The organism is Cryobacterium sp. MDB1-18-1 (assembly GCF_004402735.1).
Taxonomy (GTDB): Bacteria; Actinomycetota; Actinomycetes; order Actinomycetales; family Microbacteriaceae; genus Cryobacterium; species Cryobacterium glucosi.
In genome coordinates, this window is the sequence record NZ_SOFR01000073.1 from 1 (window position 1) to 14,833 (window position 14,833).

The 14,833-nt window shown below is 63.4% G+C and carries 16 protein-coding genes and 1 pseudogene; 8 read left to right on the forward strand and 9 right to left on the reverse strand.

Annotated elements, in window-relative coordinates:
• Nucleotides 1-115: 115 nt before the first annotated feature.
• The gene (locus E3O50_RS17450; protein ID WP_134559668.1) at nt 116-757 is read right to left on the reverse strand and encodes a hypothetical protein; all 642 of its coding nucleotides are present in this window, start codon (nt 755-757) and stop codon (nt 116-118) included.
• Nucleotides 758-908: 151 nt separating this feature from the next.
• Here E3O50_RS17450 and E3O50_RS17455 point away from each other — a divergent pair, with 151 nt between their 5' ends.
• Both E3O50_RS17455 and E3O50_RS17460 read left to right on the forward strand, forming a co-directional pair.
• The gene (locus E3O50_RS17455; protein ID WP_134559670.1) at nt 909-1,565 is read left to right on the forward strand and encodes a GNAT family N-acetyltransferase; all 657 of its coding nucleotides are present in this window, start codon (nt 909-911) and stop codon (nt 1,563-1,565) included.
• 234 nt (nt 1,566-1,799) lie between these two features.
• Nucleotides 1,800-2,459 (forward strand): hypothetical protein, encoded by a 660-nt coding sequence (locus E3O50_RS17460; protein ID WP_134559672.1) that lies wholly within the window; start codon nt 1,800-1,802, stop codon nt 2,457-2,459.
• A 61-nt stretch (nt 2,460-2,520) separates the two neighbouring features.
• Here E3O50_RS17460 and E3O50_RS17465 read toward each other — a convergent pair whose 3' ends face one another.
• Both E3O50_RS17465 and E3O50_RS17470 read right to left on the reverse strand, forming a co-directional pair.
• Nucleotides 2,521-2,949 (reverse strand): hypothetical protein, encoded by a 429-nt coding sequence (locus E3O50_RS17465; RefSeq protein ID WP_134559674.1) that lies wholly within the window; start codon nt 2,947-2,949, stop codon nt 2,521-2,523.
• 192 nt (nt 2,950-3,141) lie between these two features.
• Entirely contained in the window at nt 3,142-3,906 is a 765-nt protein-coding gene (locus E3O50_RS17470; RefSeq protein WP_241975409.1) for a GNAT family N-acetyltransferase, read from the reverse strand.
• A gap of 207 nt (nt 3,907-4,113) precedes the next feature.
• Here E3O50_RS17470 and E3O50_RS17475 point away from each other — a divergent pair, with 207 nt between their 5' ends.
• On the forward strand, nt 4,114-4,737 hold the full coding sequence (locus E3O50_RS17475) for a maleylpyruvate isomerase N-terminal domain-containing protein (RefSeq protein WP_166790675.1): 624 nt from the start codon (nt 4,114-4,116) through the stop codon (nt 4,735-4,737).
• A gap of 57 nt (nt 4,738-4,794) precedes the next feature.
• On the opposite strand, the gene E3O50_RS17480 is transcribed toward E3O50_RS17475, so the two are convergent.
• The 3 genes from E3O50_RS17480 to E3O50_RS17490 all read right to left on the reverse strand — a co-directional run bounded on the left by E3O50_RS17480 (nt 4,795) and on the right by E3O50_RS17490 (nt 7,010).
• Nucleotides 4,795-5,190, reverse strand: a complete 396-nt coding sequence (locus tag E3O50_RS17480) for a GntR family transcriptional regulator (protein WP_134559678.1) — start codon at nt 5,188-5,190, stop codon at nt 4,795-4,797.
• Complete coding sequence (locus E3O50_RS17485) at nt 5,187-6,224, reverse strand: hypothetical protein (RefSeq protein WP_134559680.1); 1,038 nt, start codon at nt 6,222-6,224, stop codon at nt 5,187-5,189. The genes E3O50_RS17480 and E3O50_RS17485 overlap by 4 nt, the downstream gene beginning before the upstream one ends.
• Nucleotides 6,225-6,401: 177 nt before the next feature.
• Nucleotides 6,402-7,010, reverse strand: a complete 609-nt coding sequence (locus E3O50_RS17490; RefSeq protein ID WP_134559682.1) for a class I SAM-dependent methyltransferase — start codon at nt 7,008-7,010, stop codon at nt 6,402-6,404.
• Between the two features lie 139 nt (nt 7,011-7,149).
• On the opposite strand from E3O50_RS17490, the gene E3O50_RS17495 reads away from it, so the two are divergent.
• From E3O50_RS17495 to E3O50_RS17515, 5 genes and pseudogenes are all read left to right on the forward strand, one after another.
• The gene (locus E3O50_RS17495; RefSeq protein WP_134559684.1) at nt 7,150-7,491 is read left to right on the forward strand and encodes a hypothetical protein; all 342 of its coding nucleotides are present in this window, start codon (nt 7,150-7,152) and stop codon (nt 7,489-7,491) included.
• Nucleotides 7,492-8,600: 1,109 nt separating this feature from the next.
• A pseudogene (locus E3O50_RS17500) lies at nt 8,601-8,753 on the forward strand (IS3 family transposase); the annotation flags it as partial.
• Nucleotides 8,754-9,360: 607 nt separating this feature from the next.
• Nucleotides 9,361-10,284, forward strand: coding sequence for a ParA family protein (locus E3O50_RS17505; RefSeq protein ID WP_134559686.1), 924 nt, complete (start codon nt 9,361-9,363; stop codon nt 10,282-10,284).
• A gap of 422 nt (nt 10,285-10,706) precedes the next feature.
• Complete coding sequence (locus E3O50_RS17510; RefSeq protein ID WP_134559688.1) at nt 10,707-11,144, forward strand: hypothetical protein; 438 nt, start codon at nt 10,707-10,709, stop codon at nt 11,142-11,144.
• Nucleotides 11,145-11,531, forward strand: coding sequence for a hypothetical protein (locus E3O50_RS17515; protein WP_134559690.1), 387 nt, complete (start codon nt 11,145-11,147; stop codon nt 11,529-11,531).
• Nucleotides 11,532-11,635: 104 nt separating this feature from the next.
• Here E3O50_RS17515 and E3O50_RS19255 read toward each other — a convergent pair whose 3' ends face one another.
• The 3 genes from E3O50_RS19255 to istA are packed head-to-tail and all read right to left on the reverse strand — an operon-like array spanning nt 11,636 to nt 14,605.
• Nucleotides 11,636-12,697: a hypothetical protein gene (locus E3O50_RS19255; protein ID WP_166790677.1), complete on the reverse strand. Its 1,062-nt coding sequence runs from the start codon at nt 12,695-12,697 to the stop codon at nt 11,636-11,638.
• 16 nt (nt 12,698-12,713) lie between these two features.
• The gene (locus E3O50_RS17525; RefSeq protein ID WP_241975410.1) at nt 12,714-13,283 is read right to left on the reverse strand and encodes an ATP-binding protein; all 570 of its coding nucleotides are present in this window, start codon (nt 13,281-13,283) and stop codon (nt 12,714-12,716) included.
• Nucleotides 13,280-14,605: an IS21 family transposase gene (gene istA, locus E3O50_RS17530; protein WP_134559692.1), complete on the reverse strand. Its 1,326-nt coding sequence runs from the start codon at nt 14,603-14,605 to the stop codon at nt 13,280-13,282. The genes E3O50_RS17525 and istA overlap by 4 nt, the downstream gene beginning before the upstream one ends.
• Nucleotides 14,606-14,833: the final 228 nt, after the last annotated feature.

The window sequence follows — 14,833 nt, forward strand, 5'->3', positions numbered from 1 at the left end:
CTCAAATGTGAATCAGGGAGAAGTGTCACCATCAAACACGGCCGAATGGTCACCGATCTATTGATGCAGAACTGTCACCGATGTCCTGAGACATAACAGCCTCCGTTTCGCAGTCTCATTGATGGATGGCAACGGCTATCTGGGAGGCGAGCTCGCGCAAAAACATGGCGTGGTCGAGTCCGCGCGTGGGCGTCATTCCTGGAGGGAGGTCGGTCATGAAGTCAAAGTGACCGGCATTCTCCTCCGTGTGAATGCTCACCATGGCGGGTGCTGACTGCAGGATCTCGACCATTGATGCAGGAGTGATGGAATCCTTCGCCCCCACAAAAACGTCGGTGGGCACCGTGACGTCCACCAGTGCCCCAGGGGCCTGGAAACGGCCGACGGTCGGCGCGAGCAGGACCAGCCGCGTCACTCGTTCCTCGGCATCAACCTGTAGCGGCTTGCCGTCGCGATCCAATGGATGAGCTCCGGCCAGGCACAGGGCCGCCCAACCGCATACGGACCGCCCGGCGGCGACCACCGGCAGATCGGTACGCGCGTATTTCGAGAGAGCAGCCGCCAGGCCGTGCGCGCGATCGAGGAGCTGCTCCGTCGTCACGGTCCGCGGGTCGAACCGTTCGTTCTTGGGTGCCAGTACCGTGAATCCGATAGCTGCGAGGGAGTCGAGCACAGTGCTGTACCGGCGAGGGTCGCCACCGGCACCCGATCCGATCAGCAGTATTCCCTCAGCATCTGGCGCTTCGAGGATAAGCATCTACCTAACCTAGAAAGCTTCACCTGCCGCCCGCGAACGGACCTCGAGCGACACGGATTTGGGCCCAGTCGCAGAGTCAGGGCCGGCCCCGCTCCTCGTTTCACAAGGGAACCCTCCGCGGTGCAGAGGTTGGCGCACATAGGTTGGTCACATGTCCAAATCAACTGATGAGCTGTGGCCGCCTTTTGGACTGAAAATCACGTGCGGTCCAGTAACTCTGTCTCCGGTCCGCGACGCTGATTTTCCCGACCTCGATGCGCTCGCCCAGGCAGGCATCCACGCGCCGACTGAGATGCCCTTCTTCTTCCCCTGGACGCTGGGATCCACGGGCGCGGTGCGGCTGAGGCTCCTGCAGTACCACTGGGCACAGCGAGCCGAAATGTCGTCAGTGTCCTGGACGTTGGAGACCGCGGTTCGCTTCAATGGTGAAATCGTCGGTTGCCAGAGCATCTCGACCAAGGACTACCTCGTCACGAGAACAGGGGAAACGGGCTCGTGGCTCGGAATGAAGCACCACGGTCAAGGAATCGGGACGATGATGCGTCAAGCACTCTGCGCTTTCATGTTCGATCACCTGGACGCCGTGGAGGTCACCTCGGCAGCATTGGTGGACAACCCTGCGTCGCTCGCGGTGTCGAGAAAAGTCGGATACCAGGAAAACGGAGTCGGTCGGCTCAAGAGGCGCGACGGCGAAATGGCCCTGAACCAAAAACTGGTTCTGACTGCCGAGACCTTGAACCGACCCGAGCACCAACTAGAAGTCGAGGGCGTACAAAACCTGCGGGAGTTCCTCGGGTTGGCTCCGTAAACGGAACCCTCACCGGTCCGAATCGCAGCCGGACGACCGCACGTTCGCCACGACCGGTCCGTTGCGTCCCACGCGACGTCAGACGTCAGACGTCAGATCTCAGATCTCAGATGTCAGATGTCAGACCCGAACACGGGGCGCACCCGCTTCTCTTTGGGCAGGTGACGCCGAAAGGACAATAAGGTGGGCGGATGAACCGTAATGGCGTGGGCTGGGCGTCGTGAGCAGGATGCCGTGAGTCCGAGGGGCAGCGCGACACTGAGTCTGAGTGTCGGTTTCGTCGTATCCGTTTTTGTGGGGAGCGGCTTCCTGCTGTCGCTCGTGCGTGATGAGCTGCACTTCCAGTGTAGTTTCCTGCGGATGGGCAGCGATGATCCCGGCTCGTTCTATTGCGCGGACGGTATTAGTTACATCGGCGTTGGGGTGGGTACGTTCGGTGTCTACGGCGTGATTCTGCTGTTCGCTCTCGGTATTGCCTCGGCCGGCCGAACAACTGCGGGGATGCTGCAGTCGCGGCTCATGGCAGGCATCTCGATTCTTCCCATTGCCATGTTCAGCTGGTCAACCTGGTACGCGACAAGCGCCCGTTCAAGTGATCAGGCACCCGGTGTCAACTACTGGGTCCAGCCCCTTCTCCCCGTGACAGTAGTTCTTGTCACCGCCGTGATCGTCATCCTGGCGGCCGTGCTTTTTTCTCGGCCTGGGGTGCGCACGGCCGGATTCCGAGTGGCGATGGCCTTGTTAGTCGCGGCCGTTTTCATTCAACCTGGCAGTCTCTCGGCCGTCGCTGTCGCCCTTGGAATACTGGCTGCGGCAATGTTTCTTGAGCGTCGGGCACCAAAGAAGATCGAAAGCCCCCGGTCACGTCCGTCGGGAAGAACCTTTAGGACATAATCCCCGGCATCCGACAAGCCAGGCGTTTGGGAACCTTTACGGGGCGATTAGGACCGCTGGGTCAGCTCCTTGCCCCCCGATCTGTCGAGCCGATGCCGATTGCGGCAATTATGCCCGCTGGTAGCGCCAGCAGAAGCCCGACGAATGCGGTGAAGGTGCTGCTCTGCGCGAGCCCCAACGCGATGCCGCCGATGCCCACTCCGACTGCTGAGCCCAAGCCGCCCGCGAGTATTCTGGCCGCGCTCTCGTGGACTAATCTCCGGGCAACCAAGGCGACTGAAAGAGCCCCTCCGAGCACAGACAAGGCTGCAACCACCAGGCCAACCACGCCGAACTGCGTGGCACCGTTCAAGACTGCGCCCGGCGTCAGATATGCCCGCCAGTCGGGGTTGCCGAAGACCGAAAATCCCACGAAGACGATTGCACCTAAGAGGAAACCGCTCGGTAGTGCTGCGATCAGAATGACTCGGTAGCGCCGGGTGAGTTCCATGTCTGCAGTCTCCTGCATCGGAGCGACAACGTCTTCATTCGGGCTGAACCCGTTCGTGAGAGCGTCCGCAATATCAGTCCAAATGCCAACCTTGAGTGACGCGTACGGAGCGTGAATTGCCGAGGCAGAAGGTTGCCCACCTGGGTGTCACGGATGGATAGCTGTCGGAACGGGCGAGCGGCTAGATTCTGATCACGGAGTAGCGGCGTTCGATTCCCGCGCTGGCGTGACCCCACTCACTTCTGGCGACACGTTCCTGGTGGGCTTCACAGGCGGATGCGTGCTCGAAGCGCTCTTCGACCTGCCACACCAGGGGATTGCTCGTCCGGGTGACGTTGAACGAAGGCATCCCGGTTCGGCGCGGGTGAGGTCAAGGTGCAGTTGTAGATGTTCCCGGACAATTCCCGCTTGGTCCTGGGTGAGACAAACAAGCTGCCCGCTCAGAACCACCTCGCCAACGCGTAGCTTCTTCTTCATCTTGAAATTAGTCAGCTGCACGCCGGCCGTGACCGGATGTTGCTCTGCCTCGACGGTGAATCCGGAGCGCTCAAAGAAGGGGCGGGCTGTAGTGCTGACGTCAGCTGTCAGCTCTGTCAGCTGCTCCTGGCGCGCGCGGGCCTCCACGTGGCCGATCAGTTGCCGTGCCACCCCGCGTCGCAGGTAGCGAGGGGCGACGAAAATCATGTCGATATACCCCTCAGAGTCCACGTCGGAGAATCCTGCCAGCGAGCCATCCAGGGTCGCCACGTAACTGTTCCGTGCCGGCATCGCCGTATGCCAAGTGGATAGCTCGCGCGCTTCTGGCTGTGCCCACGCCTGAATCTGCTCCGGCGAGTAGTCGGCGGCAGCGGTCTCGGTCACTGCGGAAAGGAAGATCGCCAACGTGTCTGCAGCATCCGCGTGAACATACGGTCGGATGACAACGAACGGCCTATCGGCACTTGTGTTCAATTCCACAGAATCAGCATCCCACGGCGACTGTGCATGACCGTGCGGCACTCACTGTGTCCGGTCGTCGAACGCTCGCCAGTCCACGGCTGGAAACCTGAGCCCCGAAACAGCGCCTCCGCGAAACAGGACATTGGCCACCCAGTAATGCGGACGGATGAGCTGGTGGGGTGGCAGGCTGACAACGCTGAGCCCAAGAAGAGGAGTCGTACTTTCGTGGATCTTGAGAGCAATCCGGAACGAGCATCCCAACTGTGCTCCGACGGGCAGGCGCGCTTGCTGCGCCGCGTGGCGCAACTGTCGAACAAGGATGTCCGAGCACCGAGTCTTCTGCCTAGCTGGACCGTCGGACATGTTCTGACACATCTTGCTCGCAACGCCGACGCCCATGCACGTCGCCTCTCGGGAGCACTTCACGGAACCGATGCTCCGAAGTACGCACACGGCCAAGAACAGCGCCGACGCGAGATAGAGGACGGAGCAGTCAGGCAAGCCGAGGAAATCATCACTGACCTCAGGTCCAGCCTGTCGAATCTTGAGGAGGTCTTCGCCCAATGCGCGGCTGCTGGGTGGCCCAACGGCCACTTTCTCGGAGGAGGTGATTACGGCGTAGCTGCCTGCCCGGCGCACCGGCTTCGTGAAGTGGAGATGCACCATGTCGATCTCGGTCTTGGCTACACCAGTTTGGATTGGCCGGATGAGTACGTTGCTTGGGATCTACCAGTGTTGCTTGCCACCGCCGCCGACCGGCTCGGCACTTCCCGTGAGCGGCGGTTATTCATGGCCTGGCTAGCTGGCCGGGGTCCGTTGGACTTGGCGACTACACTGGCGGCCTGGTAGCTAGGGCTCCTGAGCAGGCGTACGACGGCTTCGTCGTCCCTCATCCTGCTGCCACGCTCATAGGTCTGAAAAGCCTCCCGTTAGCCGAACGTCACGCGGGCAGTGCGTCGCCTCTGTGCGCCAGACCGCGCGGAGGATTGCGATGGTGTCTTCGAGGGTGACGAGTGCGCCTTCGCTTGCTTCTGCGAGTGCTCGGGCGTGCTCGATGACTGCTTGTGGTGCCCGGGATGCCCCGGGGGCCACGCGGGTGCCGGCGGCGGTGCGGGTGACGATGAGTCCGTCGCGTTCCAAGGACTTGTAGGCCTTTGCGGCTGTGGCCTGTGCGACGCCGAAATCTCTGGCGGTTTGTCGCACGGTTGGCAGGCGTTCGCCGTCACCGAGCTGTCCGGAGCGGATCGCCCCGCGGAAGAGCGCATCGATTTCATCCGCAGAGCTCGGCGTGGTCCCTGTCATCGCCGTGGTCCGGTGGTCGAGACTTCAGACTCCATTGGTGCGAGGCGCGAGCGCCGTGTCGCGAGTGCGGCGCGGGCGGTGTCAACCGCAAGGCGGAGTAGGAAAGCGACTCCGCCGGCCTGGAGTGCATAGCCCAGGAGGTTTATGGGGCGGGCGATCGTGTCGTAGCCGCCGGCTACGAGGATGCGCGGGGAGGACTGATTGTCGGAGACCCATTGCTCGTCCAATCCGACCAGAGCTTGCCCGGAGGAACCGGTGTGCATCCACACGGCTCCGAGCGTGGTGATGAGCCCACCGAGCAGGATGAACGCGAACAGTCGAGCGGTCAGTTCTCGTTCCGAGCGCGCGCTGGAGGCGGTCGATCGGGCGAACACGGGCCGGTTTGCGTCCGTGTGCAGCACGGCGAAAAAGACAGCGCAGGCCAGTGCGAGCGCGACGAGAGTGGCGAGATGATTCGGCCACCCTGCGCCGGACAGATACCCGTACCCGGTGTTGAAGCTCATGTAGATCGGCAGGTCGGTGTAGGCGGGAACGTTTCCAAAGAATGGTCCGTCGCGAGGCGCGGTCCTAGCGATCGCGATCTGCCACCCTGCAGTCAGCGCGAGCAACGTGGCGGTGATTCCGGAGATCCATAGCAAGGTGCGAGAGGCGAACGCGTGCCAGGAGCGCCGCGGAACAATCGACCGTTCTCCCGGTGCGGGAAGAGGGATCCGTCGAAGCGCGACGGCTGCCGCAGCGACAACCAGTGTCGCCGTGAATAGCGGGGCCGGCCGGCGCCACCAACCGTCATACCCGGATGCGTCATAGGTCGACACTGCGATCGCGCTGACCGCCGTCGCCACAACAACCACGAGCAATGAACCCGCCACTCCCGCCCAGGTGAGAGTTGCCGTGCGCCGCCCGGTCTGGGGGAGTGAAACCATCCGCCGGGGACGTACCCACGACAGAGCGAAGAGGACAAGACCGAAGGTGATGGCCAGTTCCAGAGGTAGCAGGTCTTGAACGGCGTGCACGAAGAGAAAGAGGAAGTTCATCGAGGCCCCCAGAAGATCGAATCCCTCGCGAGCATCGCGAGCATTGTGCTGCAAAGGTAGCACAAGATTGTGCTATCGAAACAGTGCAAGTTCGGCTGGGGCGATTCTTATTCGATCGGGGGCTGACGCGATGAAAAGGCAATGTCGAACATTTGCTAGTTCCTTCGTTCGTATCCCTCAGTGGTCATCGCGGCGTCGGGCGACGATGGCTGCCACCGGGCGTTGGCCGGCGGTCTTCCGGACGTGCGATTCGACCACGTCGAAACCGGTCGCGTTCAACGCGGTGCCGAGGTCATCCACGGGCCATCGGTATGCCGGCGTGACGGCGTGGGGGAATTCCTCGACCGTCTGGCCTTCGAAGAATCCGACAAGCAGCGTGCTGCCTGGTTTGAGCACGCGACTGAACTCGTGGAGAGGAATCCGTATCGTCTCGGGCCCGTAGTGAATGAGGGAGTACCAGGCGAGGATCCCGCCAATTGAACCCGTGTCGGCGTCGAGTGAGTCGAGACTGCCAAGCGTGTAGCTCACGCCGGGAAAGGTGTTCGTGGCGTACGTGACGAACTCGGGCACCAAATCGACTCCGCGAGCAACATAGCCTTGCTCCGCGAGGAAGTTGGTCCAATGACCTGGACCACACCCAGCATCGACGATTTCCCCGTCGACATCGCTGGCCCACTTAGAAACGAGTTGGAGATCGGATGGGTGCACGGCAGCCATCGACCCCAAGAGTTCGGTGTACTCCCTTGCTCGGCGTGAGTACGCCGCGGTGCTGACCTTGTTGACCATGCGGTCGAGGCTAGGCAGGGTCGAGCCATGTGCCCGTAAGAGGGGAAGGGAAGCGCGACAGAGCTGGGGAAATTCCGCCCGAGGGTTGAGCGGGCCGATGTTGAGTCCGAAGGGAACATCGGCTGCTACTGTCAGCGTCATGCCAGAGGCAAACCGTGACTATCGGACCGCACCGTTGTTGAAAGTGATGTTCACAGCGGCGATCGTGGTCTCGGCGGTTTCGCTGGCTGTAGCCATCGTGGTCGCCGTCTTCGTTGACGTGCAGAGCGACTACCTCGGTGCACGGTCTGAACAAACCGGGGGCTTCGACCCAAGCGTGTTTTCACCATGGAACGGAGCGCTGTGGCTGATTGGAAACATGTTCCCCGTCCTTATTGCGATCTTGCTCGTGATGCTGATCGTTGCGCGCATTATCGCCGGAACACGACGTGACCGCCGTGGCAGCACCCTCGCCGAAGATATCATCGTGTCCAGCCCGTAGCGCCACGGGTCACATTGCTTGCAAACGGGACCCTTACGGACACAGATTCAGGCGCCAGACCATCCACTCTCAGAAGTGTCGCCGTGGTCTCACTCGGGAACCCTCAGAGGTAAAGCTGTACGCGGGGATTCAGTTTCGAGAACGTGGCTTCATTTCACGCCCGTTCCGCTGGATTCAAAGCCTTTCTCGTCCGATTTTCGCTGGCTTGAGTGAACTACAGAAACCTTCGACAGCTTCCACAACATGCGGAATGTGTAGCTGCTTGCCCCCATGAAAACAATCCAGACGAAGAGCATCAGCCAACGGGGCGCCCTGCCCCACACGAGATCGGATATCCATAGACCGCTCACAACCAGGACTGACCCGAGGACCGTCCAGTACCAAGGCGAGAGATGGCGGAGACTCGACATGGAGTCATCGTGGCATGGTTCAACTTCCAGCGCCGCGAATGCACCGAGCGCTAAGTATTCGCCCGAGCAGATCTGTTGTGAATGGCAATGACTACTGCCGGAGGCACGAACACCAAACTGAATAGGAGAATGGCGACTGGCCCCCAGCTGACAAAGAAGAAGGCCGCCCCGATTCCGTGGAGGAGCACAGCAGGCAGCAGTAGGAGCACGCTGGCCAGCGGGCGTCGGTAACCTTGGCCGTTTCTCCAGAGCGGTATTTGCCGCTCGCCTGCGGCCCGAGCCGCAAGGATCCCCGACCACGTCGATACCGCAAGACCCGCGCCGACAAATAGGACGCCGAGAACGATGGTCAATCTAGCCTCCGATCGATGCCCAGCCATCTGCGCTCATGTTCCCGAGACTTTACGCGGATCAGTCGGGTCATGGGGTAGCTGTCCGTTAGCAGACAGCGCATCCGGTTGAGGGACATCATCGAAGGTCGCGTAAACCGCGGCCGCCGACGACTGCAAATGGAATCGCTGCGGCAAAAGAGACCACTCCGACCAAGCGGCAGACTAGCTCTCCTGCGAACAAACCGAGAGCTAATCCCGAAAGCCACAGGACGACCGCGATCGCAAGAAAGAGTCCGGATCGTCGGCGTTTGCTCACACAGTGGACAATAGCGCTTCACGGCGTCCTGCCCAGAGACTGCCCGCAAGCCGGACCGTTTACGCGACAAAGAGCCAAGCGCGCAGCGACGTCATCCGTTACATCGAGGGCTTCTACAACAGCCGACGCCGGCACTCCGCGCTCGGCTACCGCAGACCCAACGAAGTCCACTATGGTTATCAACAGCCAGCCCTGGCAGCGTAGAAGAAAACACTAATTCCGCTGTCCGAAATCCCCGCAGCAGCTCAGTCGGCCTCGCCGACGACATCGACCTCTTCGTCGATGATGAAGGACTCATCAACGGGTCCACACTGAACCTGCCCGCAACCGTGCTCGCCCACCGCCTCGGCCCCCCACCGTCATCTTCGGCACCGCCATCGCCGTCAGCGTCACCCCAGACGGCGAAACCGTCGGCCTCACCGACAGCCACCTCACGACGATCCAGACGGCACTCGCTCAGACACCCGACCCAGGCACCATCGACACCCTCGTCGACAGCCTCTCCCCCTTCCCCACCATCGTCGGCATGCTCCGCAACATCTAACCGCGACAACCGGCTGGCCCTAACGGGCCAGCCGGCGAGGGGCGACCCCCTCAAGCTCCCCCGGCGCCGGGCCGGGTGGAGGTCTGGCCTGTGAAATCGGGCTGGCGCACTCACCCAATGGCAGCAATACAGGCATTAGTGGTAATAGCAGTAATAGCTTCAATGCTGTTAATGCTGGTGATAGCAGTAAAACTGCATTGCCACTAATGACACTAATGGAAGTATTAGCTGTATTGTCATTATTGACGTCAAACGAAATGAGCGAATATGACTCAGGTACTCGATCGCACCGCCTTGGAACGCGTTATCGCTGTCATCAACGGCAAGGGAGGTGTCCTCAAGACGACACTCACCGCCAACATCGGTGGCATGCTCGCCAACAACGGATACCGCGTGCTGCTCGTGGACCTTGACCCCCAAGGCAATCTCGCTGAAGATCTCGGATACACCGACGACGACAGAGACGACACCGGTCGTGCACTCGCACAAGCACTCATGTTCGGCGGGGGAGCAGCGCCAATCAAGGAAGTCCGACCGAACTTGGACGTCTTCGCGGGAGGCCCTGCTCTCGACCAAGCCACGGCCGGGCTCTCTGCAAAGGCGAACAAAGACCCAGACGGCGCCAAGCTCGCCGTCGCGCATCTACTCGCCCCGCTCGCCGGCGACTACGACATGATCCTCATCGACTGCCCGCCCGGCGATGAGACCCTCCAGACGGCCGCCGTCGCCGCTGCCAGGTGGGCACTCGTGCCTGTGAAGAGCGACAAATCAAGTCGCAAGGGACTCGGCGCTGTCGCTGCACGCCTCGACGCCGTCCTGGGCGTGAATCCGACCCTCGACTTGCTGGGCGTCGTTCTCGTCGACGTCGGCACATCCGCCCACGTCGTCCAGCGCGAAGCTCGCGAACACATCGCGGAGCTCTTCAATGCTGACAACAACGTCGTCTTCACCGCCACGGTCCGTCATAGCGAAGCAACCGCCCAGGCCACACGAGAACGGGGCCTCCTCGTCCACGAACTCGACGCGGAGGTACGAAAGGGCCCGAAGTGGTTCGAGATCCGCCGAGGCGAAGCCCAGGCACAAGCTCTCGCACCTCGGACAGCCTCATCCGTCGCAGACGACCTGCAAGCCATCACCCAAGAAGTTGTGGCCCGAATCACCGCGGCCGAGAACCAGGAGGCCCTCGCATGAGCGACGACACCCCCAGCCGACAAATCGGCGGCTTAGCGCACCGTGCCGGGACTCCCGACTTGAGTCGTCTGCAAGCCAGAAACCGCACCGAACCCACAGTGCAGCCCGTTCAGCAGCCCAAGCCGTCCAAGCCTGCTGCGGCTCCGGCACGGAAGCCTGCCCTTATGGCAGAACCGACCGCGAGGATGACCACGTACTTGTCTGCGCAGACTAGAGATCGCGCGCGGGCAACGTACCGGGCTACGAGCCACCTCGAGGGCGACAAGAGTTGGTCTGACTTCGTCGAACGAGCGATCCAAGCCGAAGTGGAACGCAGAGAACTCCTGCACAACGCGGGGGAGCCATACGATGGCGATAGCTCGCCGCTGCCGGTCGGGCGACCACTCAGCTAATCAGATATTTATCTGATGTAGTGTGTGGGCATGAGTACAGCGACTTTTACTGACCTTCTGCGTAAGCCCAAGGAGGTTCTGGCCCACATTGATGAGGGTCAGGTCCGGATCACGCGTCGTGATGGTGACGATCTCGTGATCCTGCGCGGTCACGATCTCGACGTCCTCGAGAACGGTATCGCGCTCTCGAGCAGGCTGATCCGGGCGATCGGCCGGAACAAGGGCGACGTCGCGGCGGCGTTGACTGATCTGTTCGCTTGGGCGGGGGAGTTCACCCCGGGGGAGCTCGCCGCGTACGCGGCTGAGATCGAGCAGCTCGTTTACGCTGCCAGTGAGCTCGGCACGTTCGAGCGTCTGCTGCGGGCGCAGCAGGAGTGGCAGGAAACGGCCGTCGCCTACGCGATGGGCATGCGACCTGTCGAGCCGATCGAGCTGCCCGCCGCCCCGGTTCGCGTCGAACGCCCGTAGGTGGCGGGGAAGCGTGGCGTCGCGGTTCCGCGACCGATCAAGGGCACCGAGTACGAGATCTTCTTCGGCAACACCGCAGCCCAACGAGGCTGGACGGATTTGAAGGCGTCCGCGAAGAATGCCCTCGCGGACGCCTACGACTATCTCACCGCGCATCCTGCGCGGTACGACCCTGACCGTTGCTACCAACTCCGTGGGGATCTCTCCACGGTCCTGGTCGATGGCGTGGTCCTGCCGCAGTGGCAGTTCAAGGTCACTGACGGTGCTCGCCTGTGGTACGCCGTTGACGAGCCGAACGCGAAGGCGAAGAAGCCTGGACGCGTGTACATCACGAAGGCCGCGACCGGTCACCCTAACGAGACGGACTCGACGAAGAACTTCCGGTAGCCACCACGAACCGCCTCCACCGCCGGCGCCGACAACGACCAGGCACACGGCCTGTCGAGGATCCTCTCGCGACTCAGGGCGCAGCGGGGGAGTGGGCTGGCGGTCTACTTCTGTTTGGGGCGTACCGTCTGTGCTTCGGCGCGGTCGGCGCGGGTGCGCTGCTCGCGTTCGCTCGTGCGTGACTGGTCCAGGTCGGCGCGCAGCTGGGTGAGCTGCTGCTCGAGGGTGTCCCGCACGTCGGTGACGCGCTGCTCGGCGTAGGAACACTCCCGGGCGGCCTCGGCCAGGGCACTGTCGCGTTCACTGGTGACCGTGGCTAGGCACCCGGTGAGGACGAGCGCTTCCGCGCGTGCGCTCTCGCGCTCGACCCGGGCCTGGTCGAGCGACTCGCGGGTGTTCGCAGCCTCTGTCTCCGCACGATCGGCGCGCGCCACGGCGGCGTCGGCCTGTACGGCGGCGTCACGCCCGGCCGCCAGGGCCTCGTCCTTGGCCGTGGTGGCCGTGGTGACGAGTTCCCGGGCCTCGGTGAGCCGTGCGGTCGTGGCGGCGTTCTCGTCGGTCAGAGCGGCCACTTGGACCGTGAGGGCGACGATCTCTGCGGCCGTGCGTGCGTTGTCCTCGCCGGCGACGACCAGGTCGCCCTCCAGGGCGGCGGCACGCTGCTCGAGCGCGTCCAGGACGGTACGGAGTTCGTCGACCAGGGCAGCGGATTCCTCGGCTGCCGCGTCGGCTTCGGCCCGCTCGGCCTCGGCCTTTCGGGTGGCGGTTTCGGCCCGGTTGGCGCGGGCGGCCGCGGACGCGACCTGCTCGGCGGCGCCCGCGGTGACAGCCTCGATCTGTGCTTCGGCCGCATCGGGATCCGCGACCGTGCGCAGCTCGTCGATGAGGACGACGAGCTGCTGCTGCAGGTGCTCAACCATCCCGGCCACCTGAGAGCGCAACACGCTCGCCCGCTGACGTGCAGCGTCGACGGGGAGCCTCTCCTCCTCGACCGTGCACTCGATGCGGCCGGACTCCGCGCGGCGTGCCCGCCACGCAGCGGCCCGGTTGTGGGCGGGGTTGATGCAGTAGCCGGCGGGCCGGCCGACACCGGGCGTGGCGTCCACGGGCTCCTCGCAGCCGGGGAAACCGCAGGTACGCACATCGGTGATTTCGGGAAGACTCATGCCAATATCATATCACTCAGAACGCAATACGTAAACGAAATACAAATAACAATAACGAATTACGTAATAGGAGCTTCGTCATCGAGGGCGCGGGACCCGCTTCGGCCGGGTGCTGTGCCGTCACGCACACGGATGACCGGGGCGCGGCACCCAACTGCGTGAGGTCACGTCCCGCTGAGTGGTGGAGTTCCTGGTCTCCGGGCGGCCCGATCAACATCACGTTGATCGCGGACTCGAGGTAGCGGCAGGTGCCGAGCTCGGCGAGCAGGTTTCGGTCGATGCCGGAGGCGGCGTCGAGGTCGAAGTCGTCCAGGGTGGCGCCGGTGGGGAGGTTCGCGAAGCGGAACCGGCCCGAGAGGCGTCGGGCATCGGTCGCGGTGACCTCGATGGCGAGCAGACGTTCGAGGGCGTGGGTGAGGCTCCAGCCCTCGGCTTGGGCCTGGTCCAGGACACGGGGCAGAGCGTCGGCGGCGTCGGCGAGCTTCAGCTCGGTGAGGTGGCCGCGCAGCTGCTGATAGACGCTCGCCGCAGTTGCCGTCGTCACGGTCGTGGCGGTCGTTTCGGTGGTGGTGAGGGGTGTGTTCATCGGAGGGTGTTCCTGTTCTTCGCGGCCGTCTCGTAGGCGGCCAGGCTGATCACGGTGGTGGGTTCGGTGCTGCCGGTCAGCGCCCGGGCCGCGCGGCGGGCCGCGGTGCCGGGCGGGATGCGTTCCTTCTTCCGGTGCGGCCGGTCGGGAGGCGCTGCGGCCATCGCGATGGTCTCAAGCGCCGTGATGTGTCCGCTGTCGCGGATCGTGACCCCGAGGCCGGCCTCCGCGAGCGTGTGGCGGGCAAGGACAACGCCGGAGACCGTCGCGATGTCGATGGTCGTCGCGCCGAGGCGTTGGCGGACGACGACGCGGGTCGCGGCCAGCTCTGGCGGGACCGAGTACCGGTTCCCGCGCCAATCGATCAGCGCCTGCCGTGTCGCGGTGCGTTCCTCGGTCACCACCACCGGGAACAGCGTCGGCGGCAACGGTTGGAGCCGTTCCGCAGCGAACATGACCGCGGCAGTCGTTGACCCGTCGCGGCCCTCGCGGCGCCGGCCGTCTTGCCTGGTCGCGAACGCGGTCAAGCGTTGCTGTGCCTGCTCAAGGGTGACATCGTCGGGGAGGTTGCGCCACCAGCGCTGTGCGGCGGTGTGGTTGTTCTTCTCGACCACGCCCTTGCGATTGCCCGACCGGGGCCGGCAGGCCACGACGCTGACGGCGTGGTGCTTGGAGAACGCGGCGAACATCGGCGTCAGATCACTCGTCCCGGCCTTCAGCACCGTGCTCATCCGGTCGAACCGCCACGTCTTCGTCACCCCGCCGAGCAGCCCCAGGAGGACCGTCATCGCCGCGAGCAGGTGGGGCAGGTCCATCGATGGGGAGATCACCGCCCGCCAAACCCCGGAGTGGGCGAGGGACCCGACGAGCACGTAGGCGCGTTTGGTCGGGAACGCCCAGGCGGCTGGGGCGTCGGGCAGTTCGACCCAGTCGAACTGGGTCTCCTCGCCCGGCGGGTGCTCGATGATCGCGTTGGGCCGCTTCGTCACGTGAGCGCAGGCCGTGCAGGCCGGCCGGAGGTTCCGGTCTCGGATCTGCCGGGTCAGGGTCTGATACGACCCCTTGAAGCCCAGCGGGACGAGCTCGTCCAGCAGCGTCGCCGCCCACAAATGCGGGTCCTCGACCAGGCGGGCGGTGACGTAGGCGATGAACGCGTCGAACGGGTCCGGGGCCGCTCGTTGCCGCACTCCGGGGGTGCGTTGGCCGGCCAGGTAGGCGCGGATGGTTTTGCGGTCGTGGTCGGTGCGGCGGGCGATCTCACTGATCGTCATCCCTTGCCGTTTGAGCGCGTGGATGTCCACGTCGTCCTCCTCTGAAAGCATAGGAGTAGGGCCTTTCTCGGGCTGGTGTGTGGTCGAAGACCATCAGCATCGAGGAAGGCCCGCTTCTATGAGCGGAAGCGACCCGGAGTGGGGAATTTCAGTGAGCAGAACTGGGGAATTTCAGTGAGCGCCGTCAGAGCACGATGCTCAGGCTGTCACGATCACCTTTGCGCCATTGCGCAACTAGGCTTCTGGCATGTTCATCCTTGAGCCTGCAAAAACGCCACA

Bases quoted from the DNA above. Each gene is read 5' to 3' on its own strand.
- E3O50_RS17450 (WP_134559668.1), bottom strand. From the start codon at position 757: ATGCTTATCCTCGAAGCGCCAGATGCTGAGGGAATACTGCTGATCGGA.
- E3O50_RS17455 (WP_134559670.1), top strand. From the start codon at position 909: ATGTCCAAATCAACTGATGAGCTGTGGCCGCCTTTTGGACTGAAAATC.
- E3O50_RS17465 (WP_134559674.1), bottom strand. From the start codon at position 2,949: ATGGAACTCACCCGGCGCTACCGAGTCATTCTGATCGCAGCACTACCG.
- E3O50_RS17480 (WP_134559678.1), bottom strand. From the start codon at position 5,190: ATGACAGGGACCACGCCGAGCTCTGCGGATGAAATCGATGCGCTCTTC.
- E3O50_RS17485 (WP_134559680.1), bottom strand. From the start codon at position 6,224: ATGAACTTCCTCTTTCTCTTCGTGCACGCCGTTCAAGACCTGCTACCT.
- E3O50_RS17490 (WP_134559682.1), bottom strand. From the start codon at position 7,010: ATGGTCAACAAGGTCAGCACCGCGGCGTACTCACGCCGAGCAAGGGAG.
- E3O50_RS17495 (WP_134559684.1), top strand. From the start codon at position 7,150: ATGCCAGAGGCAAACCGTGACTATCGGACCGCACCGTTGTTGAAAGTG.
- E3O50_RS17505 (WP_134559686.1), top strand. From the start codon at position 9,361: ATGACTCAGGTACTCGATCGCACCGCCTTGGAACGCGTTATCGCTGTC.
- E3O50_RS17510 (WP_134559688.1), top strand. From the start codon at position 10,707: ATGAGTACAGCGACTTTTACTGACCTTCTGCGTAAGCCCAAGGAGGTT.
- E3O50_RS19255 (WP_166790677.1), bottom strand. From the start codon at position 12,697: ATGAGTCTTCCCGAAATCACCGATGTGCGTACCTGCGGTTTCCCCGGC.
- E3O50_RS17525 (WP_241975410.1), bottom strand. From the start codon at position 13,283: ATGAACACACCCCTCACCACCACCGAAACGACCGCCACGACCGTGACG.
- istA (WP_134559692.1), bottom strand. From the start codon at position 14,605: ATGCTTTCAGAGGAGGACGACGTGGACATCCACGCGCTCAAACGGCAA.